The sequence below is a fragment of the Streptococcus oralis subsp. oralis genome, from assembly GCF_002096445.1.
GTDB lineage: Bacteria > Bacillota > Bacilli > Lactobacillales > Streptococcaceae > Streptococcus > Streptococcus oralis_N.
On the sequence record NZ_NCUK01000013.1, the window covers coordinates 438149 to 454354 of the forward strand.

The 16206-nt window shown below is 38.9% G+C and carries 11 protein-coding genes and 1 pseudogene; all 12 read left to right on the forward strand.

Features of this window, described 5'->3' with window-relative positions; genetic code table 11:
• The first annotated feature begins 32 nt into the window (after nt 1-32).
• The 12 genes and pseudogenes from ezrA to B7721_RS05515 all read left to right on the forward strand — a co-directional run bounded on the left by ezrA (nt 33) and on the right by B7721_RS05515 (nt 16161).
• Nucleotides 33-1760 carry a septation ring formation regulator EzrA gene (gene ezrA / locus B7721_RS05460; protein ID WP_000064804.1) on the forward strand — a complete coding sequence of 576 codons (1728 nt, stop codon included), beginning with the start codon at nt 33-35 and terminating at the stop codon, nt 1758-1760.
• 102 nt (nt 1761-1862) lie between these two features.
• Nucleotides 1863-3254, forward strand: coding sequence for a peptidoglycan-N-acetylglucosamine deacetylase PgdA (gene pgdA, locus B7721_RS05465; protein ID WP_000742163.1), 1392 nt, complete (start codon nt 1863-1865; stop codon nt 3252-3254).
• 81 nt (nt 3255-3335) lie between these two features.
• On the forward strand, nt 3336-4178 hold the full coding sequence (locus B7721_RS05470) for an aldo/keto reductase (protein ID WP_000844560.1): 843 nt from the start codon (nt 3336-3338) through the stop codon (nt 4176-4178).
• Between the two features lie 289 nt (nt 4179-4467).
• On the forward strand, nt 4468-8979 hold the full coding sequence (locus B7721_RS05475; protein ID WP_084877932.1) for a S8 family serine peptidase: 4512 nt from the start codon (nt 4468-4470) through the stop codon (nt 8977-8979).
• Between the two features lie 316 nt (nt 8980-9295).
• The gene (locus B7721_RS05480; RefSeq protein ID WP_084877934.1) at nt 9296-9667 is read left to right on the forward strand and encodes a GFA family protein; all 372 of its coding nucleotides are present in this window, start codon (nt 9296-9298) and stop codon (nt 9665-9667) included.
• A 35-nt stretch (nt 9668-9702) separates the two neighbouring features.
• A complete protein-coding gene (gene glyQ / locus B7721_RS05485) occupies nt 9703-10620 on the forward strand; it encodes a glycine--tRNA ligase subunit alpha (protein ID WP_000038733.1) in 918 nt (305 codons plus the stop codon).
• Nucleotides 10621-10880: 260 nt separating this feature from the next.
• Nucleotides 10881-12917: a glycine--tRNA ligase subunit beta gene (glyS, locus tag B7721_RS05490; RefSeq protein ID WP_084877935.1), complete on the forward strand. Its 2037-nt coding sequence runs from the start codon at nt 10881-10883 to the stop codon at nt 12915-12917.
• Nucleotides 12918-12958: 41 nt separating this feature from the next.
• A complete protein-coding gene (locus tag B7721_RS05495; protein ID WP_084877937.1) occupies nt 12959-13216 on the forward strand; it encodes a DUF896 family protein in 258 nt (85 codons plus the stop codon).
• A gap of 282 nt (nt 13217-13498) precedes the next feature.
• Nucleotides 13499-13609, forward strand: a pseudogene (locus B7721_RS05500) (SAM-dependent methyltransferase); the annotation flags it as partial.
• 239 nt (nt 13610-13848) lie between these two features.
• The gene (locus B7721_RS05505; protein WP_084877938.1) at nt 13849-14445 is read left to right on the forward strand and encodes a TetR/AcrR family transcriptional regulator; all 597 of its coding nucleotides are present in this window, start codon (nt 13849-13851) and stop codon (nt 14443-14445) included.
• Nucleotides 14445-15398 (forward strand): ABC transporter ATP-binding protein, encoded by a 954-nt coding sequence (locus B7721_RS05510; protein WP_084877940.1) that lies wholly within the window; start codon nt 14445-14447, stop codon nt 15396-15398. The genes B7721_RS05505 and B7721_RS05510 overlap by 1 nt, the downstream gene beginning before the upstream one ends.
• Nucleotides 15385-16161 (forward strand): ABC transporter permease, encoded by a 777-nt coding sequence (locus tag B7721_RS05515; RefSeq protein WP_084877941.1) that lies wholly within the window; start codon nt 15385-15387, stop codon nt 16159-16161. Before B7721_RS05510 ends, B7721_RS05515 begins: the two co-directional genes overlap by 14 nt.
• Nucleotides 16162-16206: the final 45 nt, after the last annotated feature.

The following is a 16206-nucleotide window of genomic DNA, read 5'->3' on the forward strand; positions in this document are numbered from 1 at the left end:
TACGATTGTTTCTAGTATAAAAGGAGTTTGATATGTCTAATGGACAACTAATTTATCTAATGGTTGCGATTGCAGTCATTCTGATCTTAGCTTATGTAACAGCTATCTTTTTACGTAAGCGTAATGTAAGCAGATTAACGGCCCTTGAAGAAAGAAAAGAAGAACTCTACAACCTTCCTGTAAATGATGAGGTTGAAGCCGTTAAAAACATGCACTTGATTGGTCAAAGTCAGGTGACCTTCCGTGAATGGAACCAAAAATGGGTTGATTTATCTCTGAATTCATTTGCTGATATTGAAAATCACCTCTTTGAAGCTGAAAGCTACAATAATTCTTTCCGTTTTTTCAAAGCTGCTCACAAGATTGATCAAATTGAAAGCCAAATTGGCTTGATTGAAGAAGATATTGCAGCTATTCGCAATGCCCTTTCTGAACTTGAAAAACAAGAATCTAAGAATAGTGGCCGTGTCCTTCATGCTTTGGACTTGTTTGAATCCCTTCAACATACTGTTGCAGAAGATTCGGAGAAATATGGGAAAGCCCTTCCTGAGATTGAGAAACAATTGGAAAACATCCAATCTGAATTCTCTCAATTTGTTACCCTAAATTCATCAGGTGACCCGGTTGAAGCGGCAGCAATTCTTGATTCAACTGAAAATCATATTCTCGCTTTGACACACATCGTTGAGCGAATTCCAGCTCTTGTTGAAACCTTGACAAAAGAACTGCCAGAACAATTAGCAGATTTGGAAGAAGGCTATCGCAAGCTGTTGGATGCCAACTACCACTTTACAGAAACAGATATCGAGTCTCGTTTCCAACTTTTGCATGAGTCTTTGAAAAATAATCAAGAAAATATTCGTCAGTTGGAATTGGACAATGCAGAGTATGAAAATAATCGCATCCAAGAAGAAATCAACGCACTTTATGATATCTTCACTCGTGAAATTGCAGCTCAAAAAGTGGTTGAAAGTCTTCTTGCTACATTACCAACTTATCTCAACCACTTGAAAGAAAATAATCAGGTGCTTGTTCAGGACCTTGAACGCTTGACTAAAACCTACCTTCTTCCTGAAAGTGATGGCAATCATGTTCGTCGTCTTCAAGCAGAATTGGCTGCACTTGATACAGCTATCTTAGAGGTAACAGAAGACCAAGGCGAGCCAACTCAAGCCTTCTCTGTTCTTGAAGAACAGTTGGAAATGCTTCAAAGCAACCTCAAGGATATAGAGGATGAGCAAATCTCTGTTAGCGAACGACTTGCGCAAATTGAAAAAGACGACCTCAATGCTCGCCAAAAAGCAAATGTCTATGTGAACCGTTTGCATACTATCAAACGTTACATGGAGAAGAGAAACTTGCCAGGTATTCCTCAAAGTTTCTTGAAACTTTTCTTTACTGCAAGTCATAACACAGAAGATTTGATGGCAGAGTTAGAACAACCACAAGTGAATATTGAATCGGTTAAACGAATTCTTGAAGTCGCAACAAATGATATGGAAGCACTTGAAACAGAAACCTATGATATCGTTCAATATGCAACCTTGACTGAGCAACTACTCCAATACTCAAACCGTTACCGTTCATTTGATGAGCGTATCCAAGAGGCCTTCAACGAAGCGCTTGAAATTTTTGAAAAAGAGTTTGACTACCAGGCGTCATTTGAAAAAATTTCACAAGCCTTGGAAGTTGCTGAACCAGGAGTCACAAACCGTTTTGTAACTTCATATGAGAAAACACGTGAAACGATTCGTTTCTAAACGAGAAGCTTAGATATTTCTAAGCTTTTTTATTTTTCTAAAAAGAAATCAGAATTCTTGTTTATCATTGAAATAATAGCCTCGATTTGATATGATGGAAATATGAAAAAAAATAGAGCGAAACGTGTTTCTCACGATAAAACGAGAAGGCTATTGCTTTCCCTTGTTGGAATCTTAGGAATTGCTACGATTCTATTAGGAAGTGCTATTGGTTATAAGCTACTACAAAAGCAATCTTACGAACAAAAAATTGAAGCGCTAAAAAGCGAAAAGGACCAGCAATTCAACTCAGGTAGTCAGAAGGACCATTTCCGAAAAGGTCAAGCTGAGGTGATTGCCTACTACCCTCTGCAAGGAGAGGAAGTCATTGCGTCTGTTAGAGAAAAAATCAACCAGGATATTAAAGAAAAGCTGGAAGATAAAGAGGACTTGGTCTTTTATTATAGTGAGCAATTGGATCCCGTCTTAAAGGGAGTTGTTGCTCGTAATATCAGCAAGCAAGTCTACGATTTGTCTGCATCAAAGGTTGAAGAAAAAGAAAAGACTTCTTTAGGGAAAATTTTCTTGACCGAAGATGGGAAAGCTTTTGACCTCAGTAAACTCTTCAAAGATGCAAGTAAGGCTAAGGAACTCTTACTGAGTCAAATCAAATCAACTCTAGAAGATAAGAAACTTGACCAGGCAAAAATTGATCAAGTTATAAAGAGCTTCACAGACCAAGAATTGACATCTTGGAGCTTTGATTATAAGGATAGTCAAATCATCCTTTATCCTGCTAATGCTGGAGAGACTGTTGAGGAAATTGCTTTGCCCATATCCAGTTTCTTTGATGTCATTGAGTCTTCTTATCTATTAGAAAAGGATGCTGAACTTTACCAAGCATACTTTGCTAAGAAAAACAAAAAGGTTGTAGCCTTGACCTTTGATGATGGTCCAAATCCTACTACAACCACGCAGGCTTTGGATACTTTAGCTAAATATGGTGTAAAAGCAACCTTCTTTGTACTTGGTAAAAACATTGCAGGTAATGAAAATCTTCTGAAACGAATGAAATCTGAAGGTCATGTTGTAGGAAACCACAGCTGGAGTCATCCTGTTCTTTCACAACTTTCGCTCGAAGATGCTAAAAAGCAAATTACTGATACAGAAGATTTGTTAACTCAAGTTTTAGGATCAAGCTCTAAACTGATGCGCCCACCTTATGGTGCCATCACTGATGATATTCGAAACGGCCTTGATTTAAGCTTCATCATGTGGGACGTGGATAGTTTGGACTGGAAGAGTAAAAACGAGACAGCCATTTTGACAGAGATTCAACGTCAGGTTCGCAATGGTTCTATCATCCTCATGCATGATATCCATGGTCCTTCAGTTAATTCCCTACCAAGTGTCATTGAGTATTTAAAGGGTGAAGGGTATACATTTGTGACCGTTCCTGAATTGCTCAATTCTCGCTTAAAAGCTCACGAGATCTATTACGATCGTGATCAATAATTGTTAAAATCTAAAGGGGCAAGTGTTCTGATAATCAGGATTTTGTTTCTTTAGATTTTCTTCACATAGAAAGGAAAAACGATGAAATCTTATACCCTTAATAATGGAATTTCAATTCCTGTACTAGGATTTGGAACATGGAAAGCTGAAAATGGAGAGGTAGCCTACCAAGCCGTTTTAGAAGCCTTAAAGGATGGTTATCGACATATCGATACTGCAGCTATCTATAAAAATGAGGAAAGTGTTGGTCGTGCTATTCGAGATAGCGGTATTCCAAGACAAGAAATCTTTGTAACGACCAAACTCTGGAATACCAATCACAGCTATGATGAAGCTCGCCAAGCATTTGAAGAATCAATGGAAAAACTGGGATTGGATTATCTAGATTTGTACCTTATCCATTGGCCAAATCCAAAACCTTTAAGAGAAAATGACGAATGGAAAACTCGCAATGCTGAAGTCTGGAGAGCGATGGAGGATCTTTACCAAGAAGGCAAAATCCGTGCTATCGGCGTTAGTAATTTCCTTCCTCATCATTTGGATGCCTTGCTTGAGACAGCAAGAGTCATTCCAGCGGTCAATCAGGTGCGCTTGGCACCAGGAGTTTATCAAGAGGAAGTGGTTGACTACTGTAGAGAGAAAGGAATTCTCTTAGAGGCTTGGGGGCCATTTGGACAAGGAGAGTTGTTTGAACAGAAAGAAGTCCAAGAAATTGCTGCGAAGCATGGGAAATCAGTGGCTCAAATTGCCTTGGCTTGGAGTTTGGCAGAAGATTTTTTACCCCTACCTAAGTCAGTGACAGCCTCTCGTATCCAGAGCAATCTTGACTGTTTTGGAATTGAACTCAGCAAAGACGAGCGAGAAGTCTTAAAGACAATTTTAGTGACTTCGGGCGCACCTCGTGTGGATGAGATGGATTTTTAGTTTGTGAAATCTATTTATACTGAAATAACAAAGACTAGGAATTTTAAATTCTAGTCTTTTTGTGTATAAAAAATCTAAATTGTTTGTATAATAAAATAATTTTATGGATTGAAATATAGGAACGAATTTAGAAAATATTGGTTTGATAGAACAAATAACACGAATGATAAAATTAAACAAGTAAAATATATACGTAAATATTACATTTTTGTGACAATTCAGATTTTTATGAAAATTTATGATTATTTGCGTTATAATAGGTATACTTTAAAGAAAAAGGAGATTATTTATGAATAGACGACAACGTTTTTCATTAAGGAAATACAAATTTGGTCTTGCTTCAGTTTTATTGGGAACTGCATTGGTTTTTGGAGCAAGTCAAGTCAGTGCCAATGAGCAGAGTACAGGTGAAAATCAAGCACAAACTCAGGAAATTAAGACAGAGCTAAAAGACGATAAACACTCAAACTCTGCGACTGACCAAACCAATACTAATGGGATAGCACCAGTAGTTGGAGAGAAACAAGAAGTTGAAACTTCTAAAGAGGATGCTAGTAAACAAGATGCTAAGGTAGATGCTCCGGTTGATAAAACTGCCGAAGCCCAAGAATCAGGAAAAGATAGCGCAGTTGCAAAAGAAGAAAATCAAGGTGTCGTTCAAAAAGAAACAACAGTCGATACCAGTACAGCGCCTGCTACTGAGAAGTCCTCTACCATAGAGAAAAAAGAGGCTAAAGCAACGACAGCTCCTAAAACTAATGGAGAAACAGCAACTACAGAAAAAGAACAAGAAAAAACTGAGTCTGCAAAACCAAATAGTCTTTCAAGCAATGATATCATCACAGTACCGAAAACTTGGAAGGCTGGTTACAAGGGGACAGGGACCGTTGTTGCCATTATTGACTCAGGGCTTGATTTGAATCATGAGGTTCTTCGAATTTCGGATCCGTCAAAAGCAAAATTTAAAAACAAGGAAGCTATCGAAGCAGCTAAAAAGGCTGCTGGAATCGACTACGGTAAATGGTATAGTGATAAGGTTGTCTATGCCTACGATTACTTTGACGGAACAGATAAAATCAAAGAAGCAGAAAGAACTTCTCATGGGATGCACGTAACAGGGATTGCTGCTGGAAACCCTGATAAAGAAGCACCAAATGGTGAAAAGGTCTATGGTGTTGCGCCAGAAGCCCAAGTCATGTTTATGCGTGTCTTTTCAGATCGCCAAAAAACGACCAGTTCTGCCCTTTATGTAAAGGCGATTGATGACGCAGTTGCCTTAGGAGCAGATGCCATTAATATGAGTTTAGGATCTAGCACTGGTTCTATGGTGGATGCTGGTTCCGATATTGTGGATGCCATCAAACGGGCTCGTGCCAAGGGAGTGTCTGTTCTTATCTCAGCAGGAAATAGCAATACATTCGGAAATGGTTATTCAAAACCGCTAGCCGAAAACCCAGACTATGGCTTGGTTGGAAATCCATCCACTGTTGAAGACTCAATTTCAGTTGCTTCTGTCAACAATAAAACATTGACAACAGCCGTTTTTGAAGTTAAAGGTCTAGAGGGAAATGCCGGCCTTCATAACGGAAAATTTGATTATAATCAACCTGAAGCAGATAAGGACTTTGAAAAAGGAAAAGAGTACGAATACGTCGAAGCAGGGTTAGGTCGTGAAGAAGACTTTGCGAAGTTGGATTTAACTGGGAAACTTGCCCTCATTCAGCGTGGAGCCATGAACTTTTCAGAGAAGATCAAAAATGCACGAAAACACGGTGCAGTTGGTGCTTTGATCTACAATAATGTAGAAGGTGCAAACATCAATATGGCTATTGATGATGAAGCAAAGAAAATTCCTTCAGTATTTATTTCTAAACAGTATGGTGAAGCCTTAAAATCAGGAAACTACAAGATTGTTTTTAATGACAAGATGGATAATCGCCCTTCCGATGTAGCCAATCAGCTATCTGACTTTTCAAGTTGGGGAGTGACTACCGATGGACAATTGAAACCGGACGTGACAGCTCCTGGTGGCAATATCTATTCATCCTTTAATGACAATACCTATGGTAGTATCAGCGGAACCAGTATGGCGGCTCCTCATGTTACGGGTGTTGCAGTTTTGGTTAAGGAATACCTTCAAAAACACCATCCAGAATTGACTCCTGAGCAAGTATCAGAGACTGTCAAGGCCTTGATCATGTCAACTGCAAAACCACATGTTAATAAGGACACAGGCACTTATACCTCTCCTCGTCAGCAAGGTTCTGGTATTGTGGATACAGCTGCTGCAGTGTCAACAGACCTCTATGTAACGGGTGAAAATGGTTATCCAAGCGTGACTTTAGGAAATGTTGGAGATCAATTTACTTTCAAGGTCACTGTACACAATATTTCAGATACTGACCGCACTCTCAAGATGGTAGTGAATACCAATACAGACGAGGTCCAAGATGGAAAATTCACCCTTCGACCTCGAAAACTAACGGAGACAGTCTGGCCAGAAGTGACAGTCAAAGCCCACAGCAGTCAAACAGTCACTGTTAAAGTAGATGCTCGAAAATTTGCTACTGAACTCAGCAAACAAATGCCAAATGGCTATTTCCTTGAAGGTTTTGTTCGATTTGTAGATCCAGCAGATGATGGGGATGTTGTGAGTCTTGCATTTATGGGCTTCCGAGGAGAATTCCAAAATCTCCCTGCTGTCGAAAAACCAATTTACAACCTTGTCCGAGAAGGGAAAAATGGATTTTACACGGAAGTAGACAAGGAAAATCCTGCCGTTAACTACTCTAATGATGCTACCTATCTCGCAACCTTGCAAAATGACCTTCTAGTGTCTAAAGGTCAACGCCAAGGACGCCGAATTACCGTTCTTGGAATCGAACAAAATGCTGAAGGTAAGCATGTTCTTCAGTTGGACGAAAAAGGGAATGTCCGTATTGCCATTTCTCCAAATGATGATGGAAACAAAGACCTAGTTGAATACAAAACGGTTGCTTTGAGAAATCTTGTAAATCTTCGGGCTACAGTTTATGCGGCTACGGATACCAAGCATGAACATCCTATTTGGGAGGGTGATGCAAAGGATCTTCGTAAGAATTATTTTGATGGAGACAGTAGAAATCTGAAGAGTTATATTCTAGATAATACTGCTTGGAGAGGCCAGGATTTTGATGGGAATACTGTTGCAGATGGTTTATATGACTATGTTATTAGTTACACACCAGATGTTCCAGGAGCCAAAGAACAATATACGACCTTTAAGATTCAAATTGATACTCAAAAACCTGTCATCACAAGTGGTTATATTCGCTTTAAAGATGGAAACCAAGAATTCGTAGCTCGCAAACCAAAAGATGTGGGTCAAGGCGGTATCCTTTCAGAAAAAGTCTTCTATATCACACCATTTGACCAGAAAGGGACCATGATTCTATCTGGGAAAGACCAGTCTGGAACTCGTGCGCTTGAGAACACCCATCTGATCAAAGCCAATGCTGATGGTAGTTATACACTTCCTAAGGATGTTGACAAGGCTAATATTTACTATCTTGTTGAGGACTATGCAGGAAATGTAGATTATATCTCACTTGCTGAACTTGTACGCGATCAAAATAGTGGTCGAGTGAAAATTGCCTTGAAGGATGCGAAAACAAACCAAGATATTGATACCCTCTACGTCTATCGAATCAAAAATAGCAAGGGACAATATGTTGATGTTGACAAGACAAAAGCGATTCATTTCTTACAGTTTGGTCATTATACAGCAGAAATTTTCAGTTATGACCGAACTGAATTGAAATTTATCAGTGCCTTGTCCCAAGAGTTTGACTTGACGGAAGAAAATAGTTTCCAAACCATTACCTTCCTAGCAAATCTCCTAGAATATGCACCTGTGTCTGTTTCCTTCAACCAAGCAGTTCCAAAGACGACTACAGTAGTTTTGAAAGGAGAAGATGGGACAAGTATCACTCTTCCTGCTGAAAAATACGGTCAATACGCCTTTGGTAAGAAAGTTGCTACAGGTCGTTATACTGTACAAGTCGCCTTGCCAACTGGATACGAACTCCTTGAAGATCTCGTTTCCTTGCTCGTTCAGCCAGGTCGAAATAATGCTTTGCGTCTATCTGTTGTGTCTAAGTTGGCCTTGATTGCTGCGGTAAATCAACAAAAAGAACTGGTAGAAACGTCTCGTTACTTTAATAGTAGTGCAGATAAGAGAAAAACTTATGACCAAGCTTTCCAAGTTGCGCAGTCAGCCTTGTCAAGCAAGTTGAAACAAGAATTGATTGATGGCGTTCTCGCTAGTCTAGAAGCTGCTGGTAAAGCTTTGGATGGAAAAGATTCGAACGTTACAGCCTTGAAAGAAGCTATGAAAGCTTACTATGCAACGACTAAAACTGGACGATATGCGAATGCCAAGGAAAAAGTACGTCGAGCTTATGATCGTGCCTTCCAAGAAATTGCCTTACTAGCTGTAGATCCTAAAGTCAAACAGGATCAAATTGACCAATCTCTCATTGCCCTAGCAACAGCTAAAAGTAAACTGAATGGCAAGGCTACAGACTTCTCTAGTCTAAAGAAACTGGTCAAAGATGAACGTCTTTTCCAAGAAAAGAACGCGAGATTTATCTATGCTGACAAGAAAGAAAAAGCAGCTTATCTTTTAACTTTTAAAGAGGCACAGGAACTCCTTAAAGATCCAGGAGCGAGCCAAGAAGATGTCAAAGATGCCATTACAGCCTTGAAACAAGCCAAGAGAAATTTACATGGCAAAAAACCAAAAGCGAAAAGACATCCTTAAACAGGAGTTTCTGAAGCTTTACTAATAAATGAGTCTGGAACTTTGTTTTCAGACTCATTTTTGGTTTACACTGGCTAGAAAATCTGCTATAATACTAGCTAGGAAAGAAAGTCTTATGGCGTTCTTCAGCGAGCTTGGGATAGTGGGAGCCAAGTAGGACAAGGTAAGAAACTGGCGCTTTCTGTCGTATTTTTATAAACAATGAAGTAATAAATTAGGGTGGAACCGCGTTTCAGACGCCCCTAGTCGCAAGGCTTGGGTGTTGAAATTCGGTTCTTTTTGAATTTCCTCTAATGCCTAAGTAGAAAGGAGCATAATGCTTAAAGGATCTTGTTTATGCAAAGCAGTGACCTACACTTTAGATGAGAAATTGTCGGAATTAGTTTTTTGCCACTGCTCATTCTGTCGGAAAGCAACTGCGTCTGCCTATACAGTGAATGCCAAAGTTAGCAGTAAAAACCTAGTATTGCATGGAAAAGAACAGTTGGTTACCTATAGTTCATCTCCAGGAAAACAACGCTATTACTGTCAGAACTGTCATAGTCAAATTTTCACTGCTCAAGAAAATATACCAGAAGTCTGTGCTTTGAAACTAGGTACAATAGACGAATGCGATCAGAATTTACAAACGGTTCCCAAACGTCATATTTTTCAGGACTCAGCTTTTTCTTGGTTGCTTGATGAATAAAGCTAAAAAGATAATATAAATTAAAGGAGTAAACAATGTCTAAAAAATTGACTTTCCAGGAAATCATCCTTACTTTGCAACAATTTTGGAATGACCAAGGTTGTATGCTCATGCAGGCTTATGATAATGAAAAAGGTGCGGGGACAATGAGTCCTTACACTTTCCTTCGTGCTATCGGACCTGAGCCATGGAATGCGGCTTATGTAGAGCCATCACGTCGTCCTGCTGACGGTCGTTACGGGGAAAACCCTAACCGTCTCTACCAACACCACCAATTCCAAGTGGTTATGAAACCTTCTCCATCAAATATTCAGGAACTTTACCTTGAGTCTTTGGAAAAATTGGGTATCAATCCATTGGAACACGATATCCGTTTCGTTGAGGACAACTGGGAAAATCCTTCGACTGGTTCAGCTGGTCTCGGTTGGGAAGTGTGGCTTGATGGGATGGAAATCACTCAGTTCACTTATTTCCAACAAGTTGGTGGATTGGCAACTGGCCCTGTGACTGCGGAAGTTACCTATGGTTTGGAGCGTTTGGCTTCTTACATCCAAGAAGTAGACTCTGTCTATGATATTGAGTGGGCTGATGGTGTAAAATACGGAGAAATCTTCATCCAGCCTGAGTATGAGCACTCAAAATATTCATTTGAAATTTCGGACCAAGAAATGTTGCTTGAAAACTTTGATAAGTTTGAAAAGGAAGCTGGTCGTGCCTTGGAAGAGGGCTTGGTTCACCCTGCCTATGACTATGTTCTCAAATGTTCACACACCTTTAATCTGCTTGATGCGCGTGGTGCCGTATCTGTAACAGAACGTGCAGGCTATATCGCTCGTATCCGTAACTTAGCCCGTGTCGTAGCTAAAACCTTTGTCGCAGAACGCAAACGCCTAGGCTACCCACTTTTGGATGAAGCAACACGAGCTAAACTCCTAGCAGAAGACGCAGAATAGTAAGTAATACTGTGCTCTAAAATCGTTAAAGGCAAGTCGAAGACTTGCTAGAGGGATATGCACCGCCGTACTGTTATGTGGGGATTTTTGAAACCTTGGGTTCAAAAATCAGTCAGCTAAATCCACTTTGATGAGACTGTTGGAAATCTTAGTTTATTTGGTATAAGATTTCCTTACAGACTCACAAAAGTTAGTTAGCGACGTCCCCAGTACCTAAGGGGCATATCAAAAAAGATTGAAGAAAATGTAAAGGAAAAAACATGACAAAAAACTTATTAGTAGAACTCGGTCTTGAAGAGTTACCAGCCTACGTAGTAACTCCAAGCGAAAAACAACTAGGTGAAAAAATGGCAGCCTTCCTCAAGGAAAACCGCCTGTCTTTTGAAGCCATTCAAACCTTCTCAACACCACGTCGTTTGGCTGTTCGTGTGACAGGTCTGGCAGACAAACAGTCTGATTTGACAGAAGATTTCAAGGGTCCAGCAAAGAAAATTGCCTTGGATAGTGATGGAAACTTCACCAAAGCAGCTCAAGGATTTGTCCGTGGGAAAGGCTTGACAGTTGAAGATATTGAATTCCGTGAAATCAAGGGTGAAGAATATGTCTATGTTACCAAGGAAGAAGTGGGGCAACCAGTTGAAGCCATTGTTCCAGGTGTAGTAGACGTCTTGAAGTCACTGACATTCCCTGTCAGCATGCACTGGGCTAACAACACCTTTGAATACATCCGCCCTGTACACACTTTAACTGTTCTTTTAGATGAAGAAGAGTTTGATTTGGATTTCCTTGATATCAAGGGCGATCGTGTGAGTCGCGGTCATCGTTTCTTGGGACAAGAAACTAAGATTCAGTCAGCATTGAGCTACGAAGAAGATCTTCGTAAGCAGTTTGTAATCGCGGATCCACGTGAACGTGAGCAAATGATTGTTGACCAAATCAAAGCAATCGAAGCTGAACATGGTGTACGTATTGAAATTGATGCTGACTTGCTGAACGAAGTCTTGAACTTGGTTGAATACCCAACTTCCTTTATGGGTAGTTTTGATGCTAAATACCTTGACGTTCCGGAAGAAGTCTTGGTGACTTCAATGAAGGAACACCAACGCTACTTTGTTGTCCGTGATCAAGAAGGTAAACTCTTACCAAACTTCATTTCAGTCCGTAACGGAAACGCAGAGCATTTGGAAAATGTCATCAAGGGTAACGAAAAAGTATTAGTTGCCCGTTTGGAAGACGGTGAATTCTTCTGGCGTGAAGACCAAAAATTGGTTATCTCAGACCTTGTTGAAAAATTGAACCATGTGACCTTCCACGAAAAGATTGGTTCTCTTCGTGAACACATGATTCGTACAGGTCAGATTGCCATTCTCTTGGCAGAAAAAGCTGGTTTGTCAGTGGATGAAACAGTTGACCTAGCGCGTGCAGCAGCCATTTACAAGTTTGACTTGTTGACGGGTATGGTTGGTGAGTTTGATGAACTTCAAGGAATTATGGGTGAGAAATATGCCCTTCTTGCTGGGGAAACTCCAGCAGTTGCGGCTGCTATTCGTGAACACTACATGCCGACAGCTGCTGAAGGAGAACTTCCAGAGAGTAAGGTGGGAGCCATTCTAGCCATTGCAGACAAATTGGATACGATTTTGAGTTTCTTCTCAGTAGGCTTGATTCCTTCAGGTTCTAATGACCCTTATGCCCTTCGTCGTGCGACGCAAGGTGTAGTTCGTATCTTGGATGCTTTTGGTTGGCACATTGCTATGGATGAGCTGATTGATAGCCTTTATGCCCTGAAATTCGACAGTTTGACTTATGAAAATAAAGCAGAGGTTATGGACTTTATCAAGGCTCGTGTTGATAAGATGATGGGTTCAACTCCGAAAGATATCAAGGAAGCAGTCCTTGCAAGTTCAAACTTTGTTGTGGCGGATATGCTGGAAGCAGCAAGTGCTCTTGTCGAAGCAAGCAAGAAAGAAGACTTCAAACCATCTGTCGAATCCCTCTCACGTGCTTTCAACTTGGCTGAAAAAGCCGAAGGAACTGATACTGTTGATCCTGCTCTCTTTGAGAATGAAGAAGAGAAAGCCTTGGCAGAGGCCGTAGAATCACTTATTTTGTCAGGGACTGCAAGTCAGCAATTAGAACAACTCTTTGCGCTTAGCCCAGTTATTGATGCTTTCTTTGAAAATACTATGGTAATGGCTGAAGACCAGGCTGTCCGACAAAATCGCTTGGCAATCTTGTCGCAATTAACCAAGAAAGCAGCTAAACTTGCACGTTTCAACCAAATTAATACCAAATAAACTCAGTCAAACGGACTGTATCTTATCACAAAGGAGAAGAAATGGATCCGAAAAAAATCGCTCGTATCAATGAGCTTGCCAAAAAGAAAAAGACAGAAGGCTTAACTTCTGCTGAAAAAGTGGAACAAGCTAAACTTCGTGAGGAGTACATCGAAGGCTATCGTCGTTCTGTTCGTCACCACATTGAAGGAATTAAAATTGTGGATGAGGAAGGAAATGACGTCACACCAGAAAAACTACGTCAGGTACAACGTAAAAAAGGTTTGCATGGGCGTAGTTTAGATGATCCCAACTCATAAAATGAAAGGGGTTTGTAGATGATTTACATTCCCCTTTTCTTTTGCAATAAAAAAGAGACTGGGACAAAAGTCTAACCTTCAATATAAAAAGCGAACAAAACGAGTTATCTAACACTCAGAATTCTGTCTTGTTCGCTTTCTTGCTCTAATCTATCGATTTTAAAAATTTATAATAAGGAATTCCTAAAATCAAAATCTTTTTGTCTCAGACTCTTTGTTTTAAATGAAGTAGTAAACCGCCAGCGGTTTGGCAGAAGCTTGCTTGAACAATGCTCAGCTAATCTTAGTTACCTGCCTCAGCGGGACTTCACTGTTGCCCTCTACAAGACCATCAATCAGATTAACAATCCATCTTTCTTGGTCATGATTGAGAAATTGAGAGAAGGAACTTGAGATACAATAAGGATACAGAGAGAAAAGCCAGATAATAGGAGGTTTCAGTACTGTATCCTTATTTTTTAAATCGTGAAAATCGAATAATTAGGTCTAAATGAAGAGAATTGAGATGTGTGTAAATTTAAAATCTTATATTTTCTTACATAGAAGATATAAGACTTTTGACATTTTTCAATTTATATGATATTATATGACTGTAAAATCAAAAAACGTCACAGAGTTTTTAGGAGGAAGTTATGGCTACTGCTTTTACTACTGAAGAAAAAGAAGTAATTAGAAAGAAATTACATAAAGTTGCAAAGGAATGTCTTCAAAGATATGGGGTTAAGAAAACCACAGTTGACCAGATGGCAGCAATGGTAGATATTTCCAAAGGTTCTTTTTATAATTTTTATCCCTCAAAAGAAATGTTATTTTTTACGGTCTTAGAAGAATATCAAATAGATGTTATGAATCGCCTGACAGAACAATTAGGTATGGAAACCAAGATAGATACAAATCGTCTGGTAGAGTTACTTTATGATTTTTATCAAGATTTTCGCTATTCATTTATGTATACCATATTTAAAAATAATGAAATGGAATTACTCATAAGAAAATTGCCAAAAGAGGCAATAACAAATCACCATCTGATAGATGATAAGATGGTTAAAAAAATTGTATCCCGAATCAATATTAGAGAAAATGTATCGGTAGAAATCGTCTCTGCTTTATTTAGAACGATTGCTATGACTATATTACACATCGAGGAAATCGGTGAAGACCAATTTGATACTACATTGAAGTTAGTCATACAAGGAATTGTTGAGCAAATTACTAAGGAGGATAGGTAATGGTGAAAGAAGCAATTAGAACCGCAAACCTTTCTAAAAGATATGGAACAAAAAATGTTGTCAACAACTTGAATCTATCAATAAAAAGTGGTGAAATAGTAGGTTTTTTAGGACTGAATGGCGCAGGGAAAACAACGACGATGAGAATGATGCTAGGATTGATAAAATCTACATCAGGAGAATGTTATATCCAAGGAAGAAAGTTAGATCTAAGTAATTTAGAACTTCGAAACGAAATAGGTTATATTATTGAGACGCCTTATTCTTATCCAGACTTAACTGTGAGAGAAAATTTAGAAATAGTTAGTAAATTAAGAGGGGTTAATAAAGATAATATTGACTGGGTAATTGAGAAATTAAAACTAAAGCAATATGAACATAAACAGGAGAAGCATCTTTCTTTAGGAAATGTTGCGCGTTTAGGAATTGCAAAAGCGATTATTCATAAACCTAAAATTCTAATTCTTGATGAGCCAACAAATGGATTAGATCCTTTTGGAGTTATTGAAGTGAGAGAACTATTAAAGGAATTGGCGAATAATCTAGGCACAACTGTTCTTATTTCAAGTCATAATCTGGAAGAAATATCTAAAATTGCTACTAGGATAGTTATTGTACATGAGGGCAGAATTATAAGAGAAGTTGAAAGCAATGAATTAGAGCAGTACTTAGAAAAGAAGTTACTAGTAAGTGGCTCTAATAATAAGGCTATGAAAGAAGTATTATCTAACCAGGGCTATCATGTAAACATTCAATCAGACACAGAAAATAACATCGATTTCTTAGAATTAACTGATACAAAAGCTGTGGAATATCCGGAAAAAATTGCTACATTGCTAGTTAATGCAGGTTATCCACCTAAATCACTGACTGTTGAGAAAGAAGATTTAGAGCGTTATTTCTTAAGAATACTGAATGACTATAATGGAGGTGTTTCGAATGAAAAAGCTTAGTTCCTGTATTTTAATTGAATGGAGAAAGTTAATAAAATCAAAACTTTCCATCGTAACTGCTTGTTCTATCTGTTTAGTTCCTTTTATTGTTGGGTTGTTTGCAACTATGATGAAATATCCAGAGAATTTCAAAAATCTTGGTTTGATTTCTGCAAAAATGGAAATGATGAGGATAACAGACTGGTCGTCATACTTAATGACCATATCACAAGTCATTTCTGTTGGGGGATTGCTCATTTTTGGATTTACAGCATCTTGGGTTTTTGGTAGAGAATATTCTGATAAAACTATGATAGACCTATTAGCACTCCCGATAAAAAGAGATACAATCGTATTATCCAAGTTTATCGTTATCGCTCTATGGAGCTATATACTATCAATTTTTGCACTTTTATTAGGATTGTTGGCTGCCAATTTGATTGGACTTGATGGTGGGAATTTAACGGTGATTTTCAAAGGTATACTTACTTTTGGTTTTTGTACTACTCTTACGATCATAGTCTCTACTCCAGTAGCTTTTTTTGCTTGTTTAGGCCGGGGCTATTTGTCTCCATTGGCATTTATCATTTTTAGTATTATTTTTTCTCAGCTTGGTTCTGCTCTTAACTTTGGGAAATACATTCCATGGGCAATTCCTGCACTCGCAAGCGGTATTGTAGGAAAAGCACTATTGAATTTTGGGAGCATGGTCAGTTTATTTGGGGTAAGTATTCTAGGTCTTATCGCAACAATAGCTTGGTGGAGGTATGCTGATTACGATTAAAATGAAGTGATAAGAATGCTAATAACACAAAGCTAAGTCTTATTC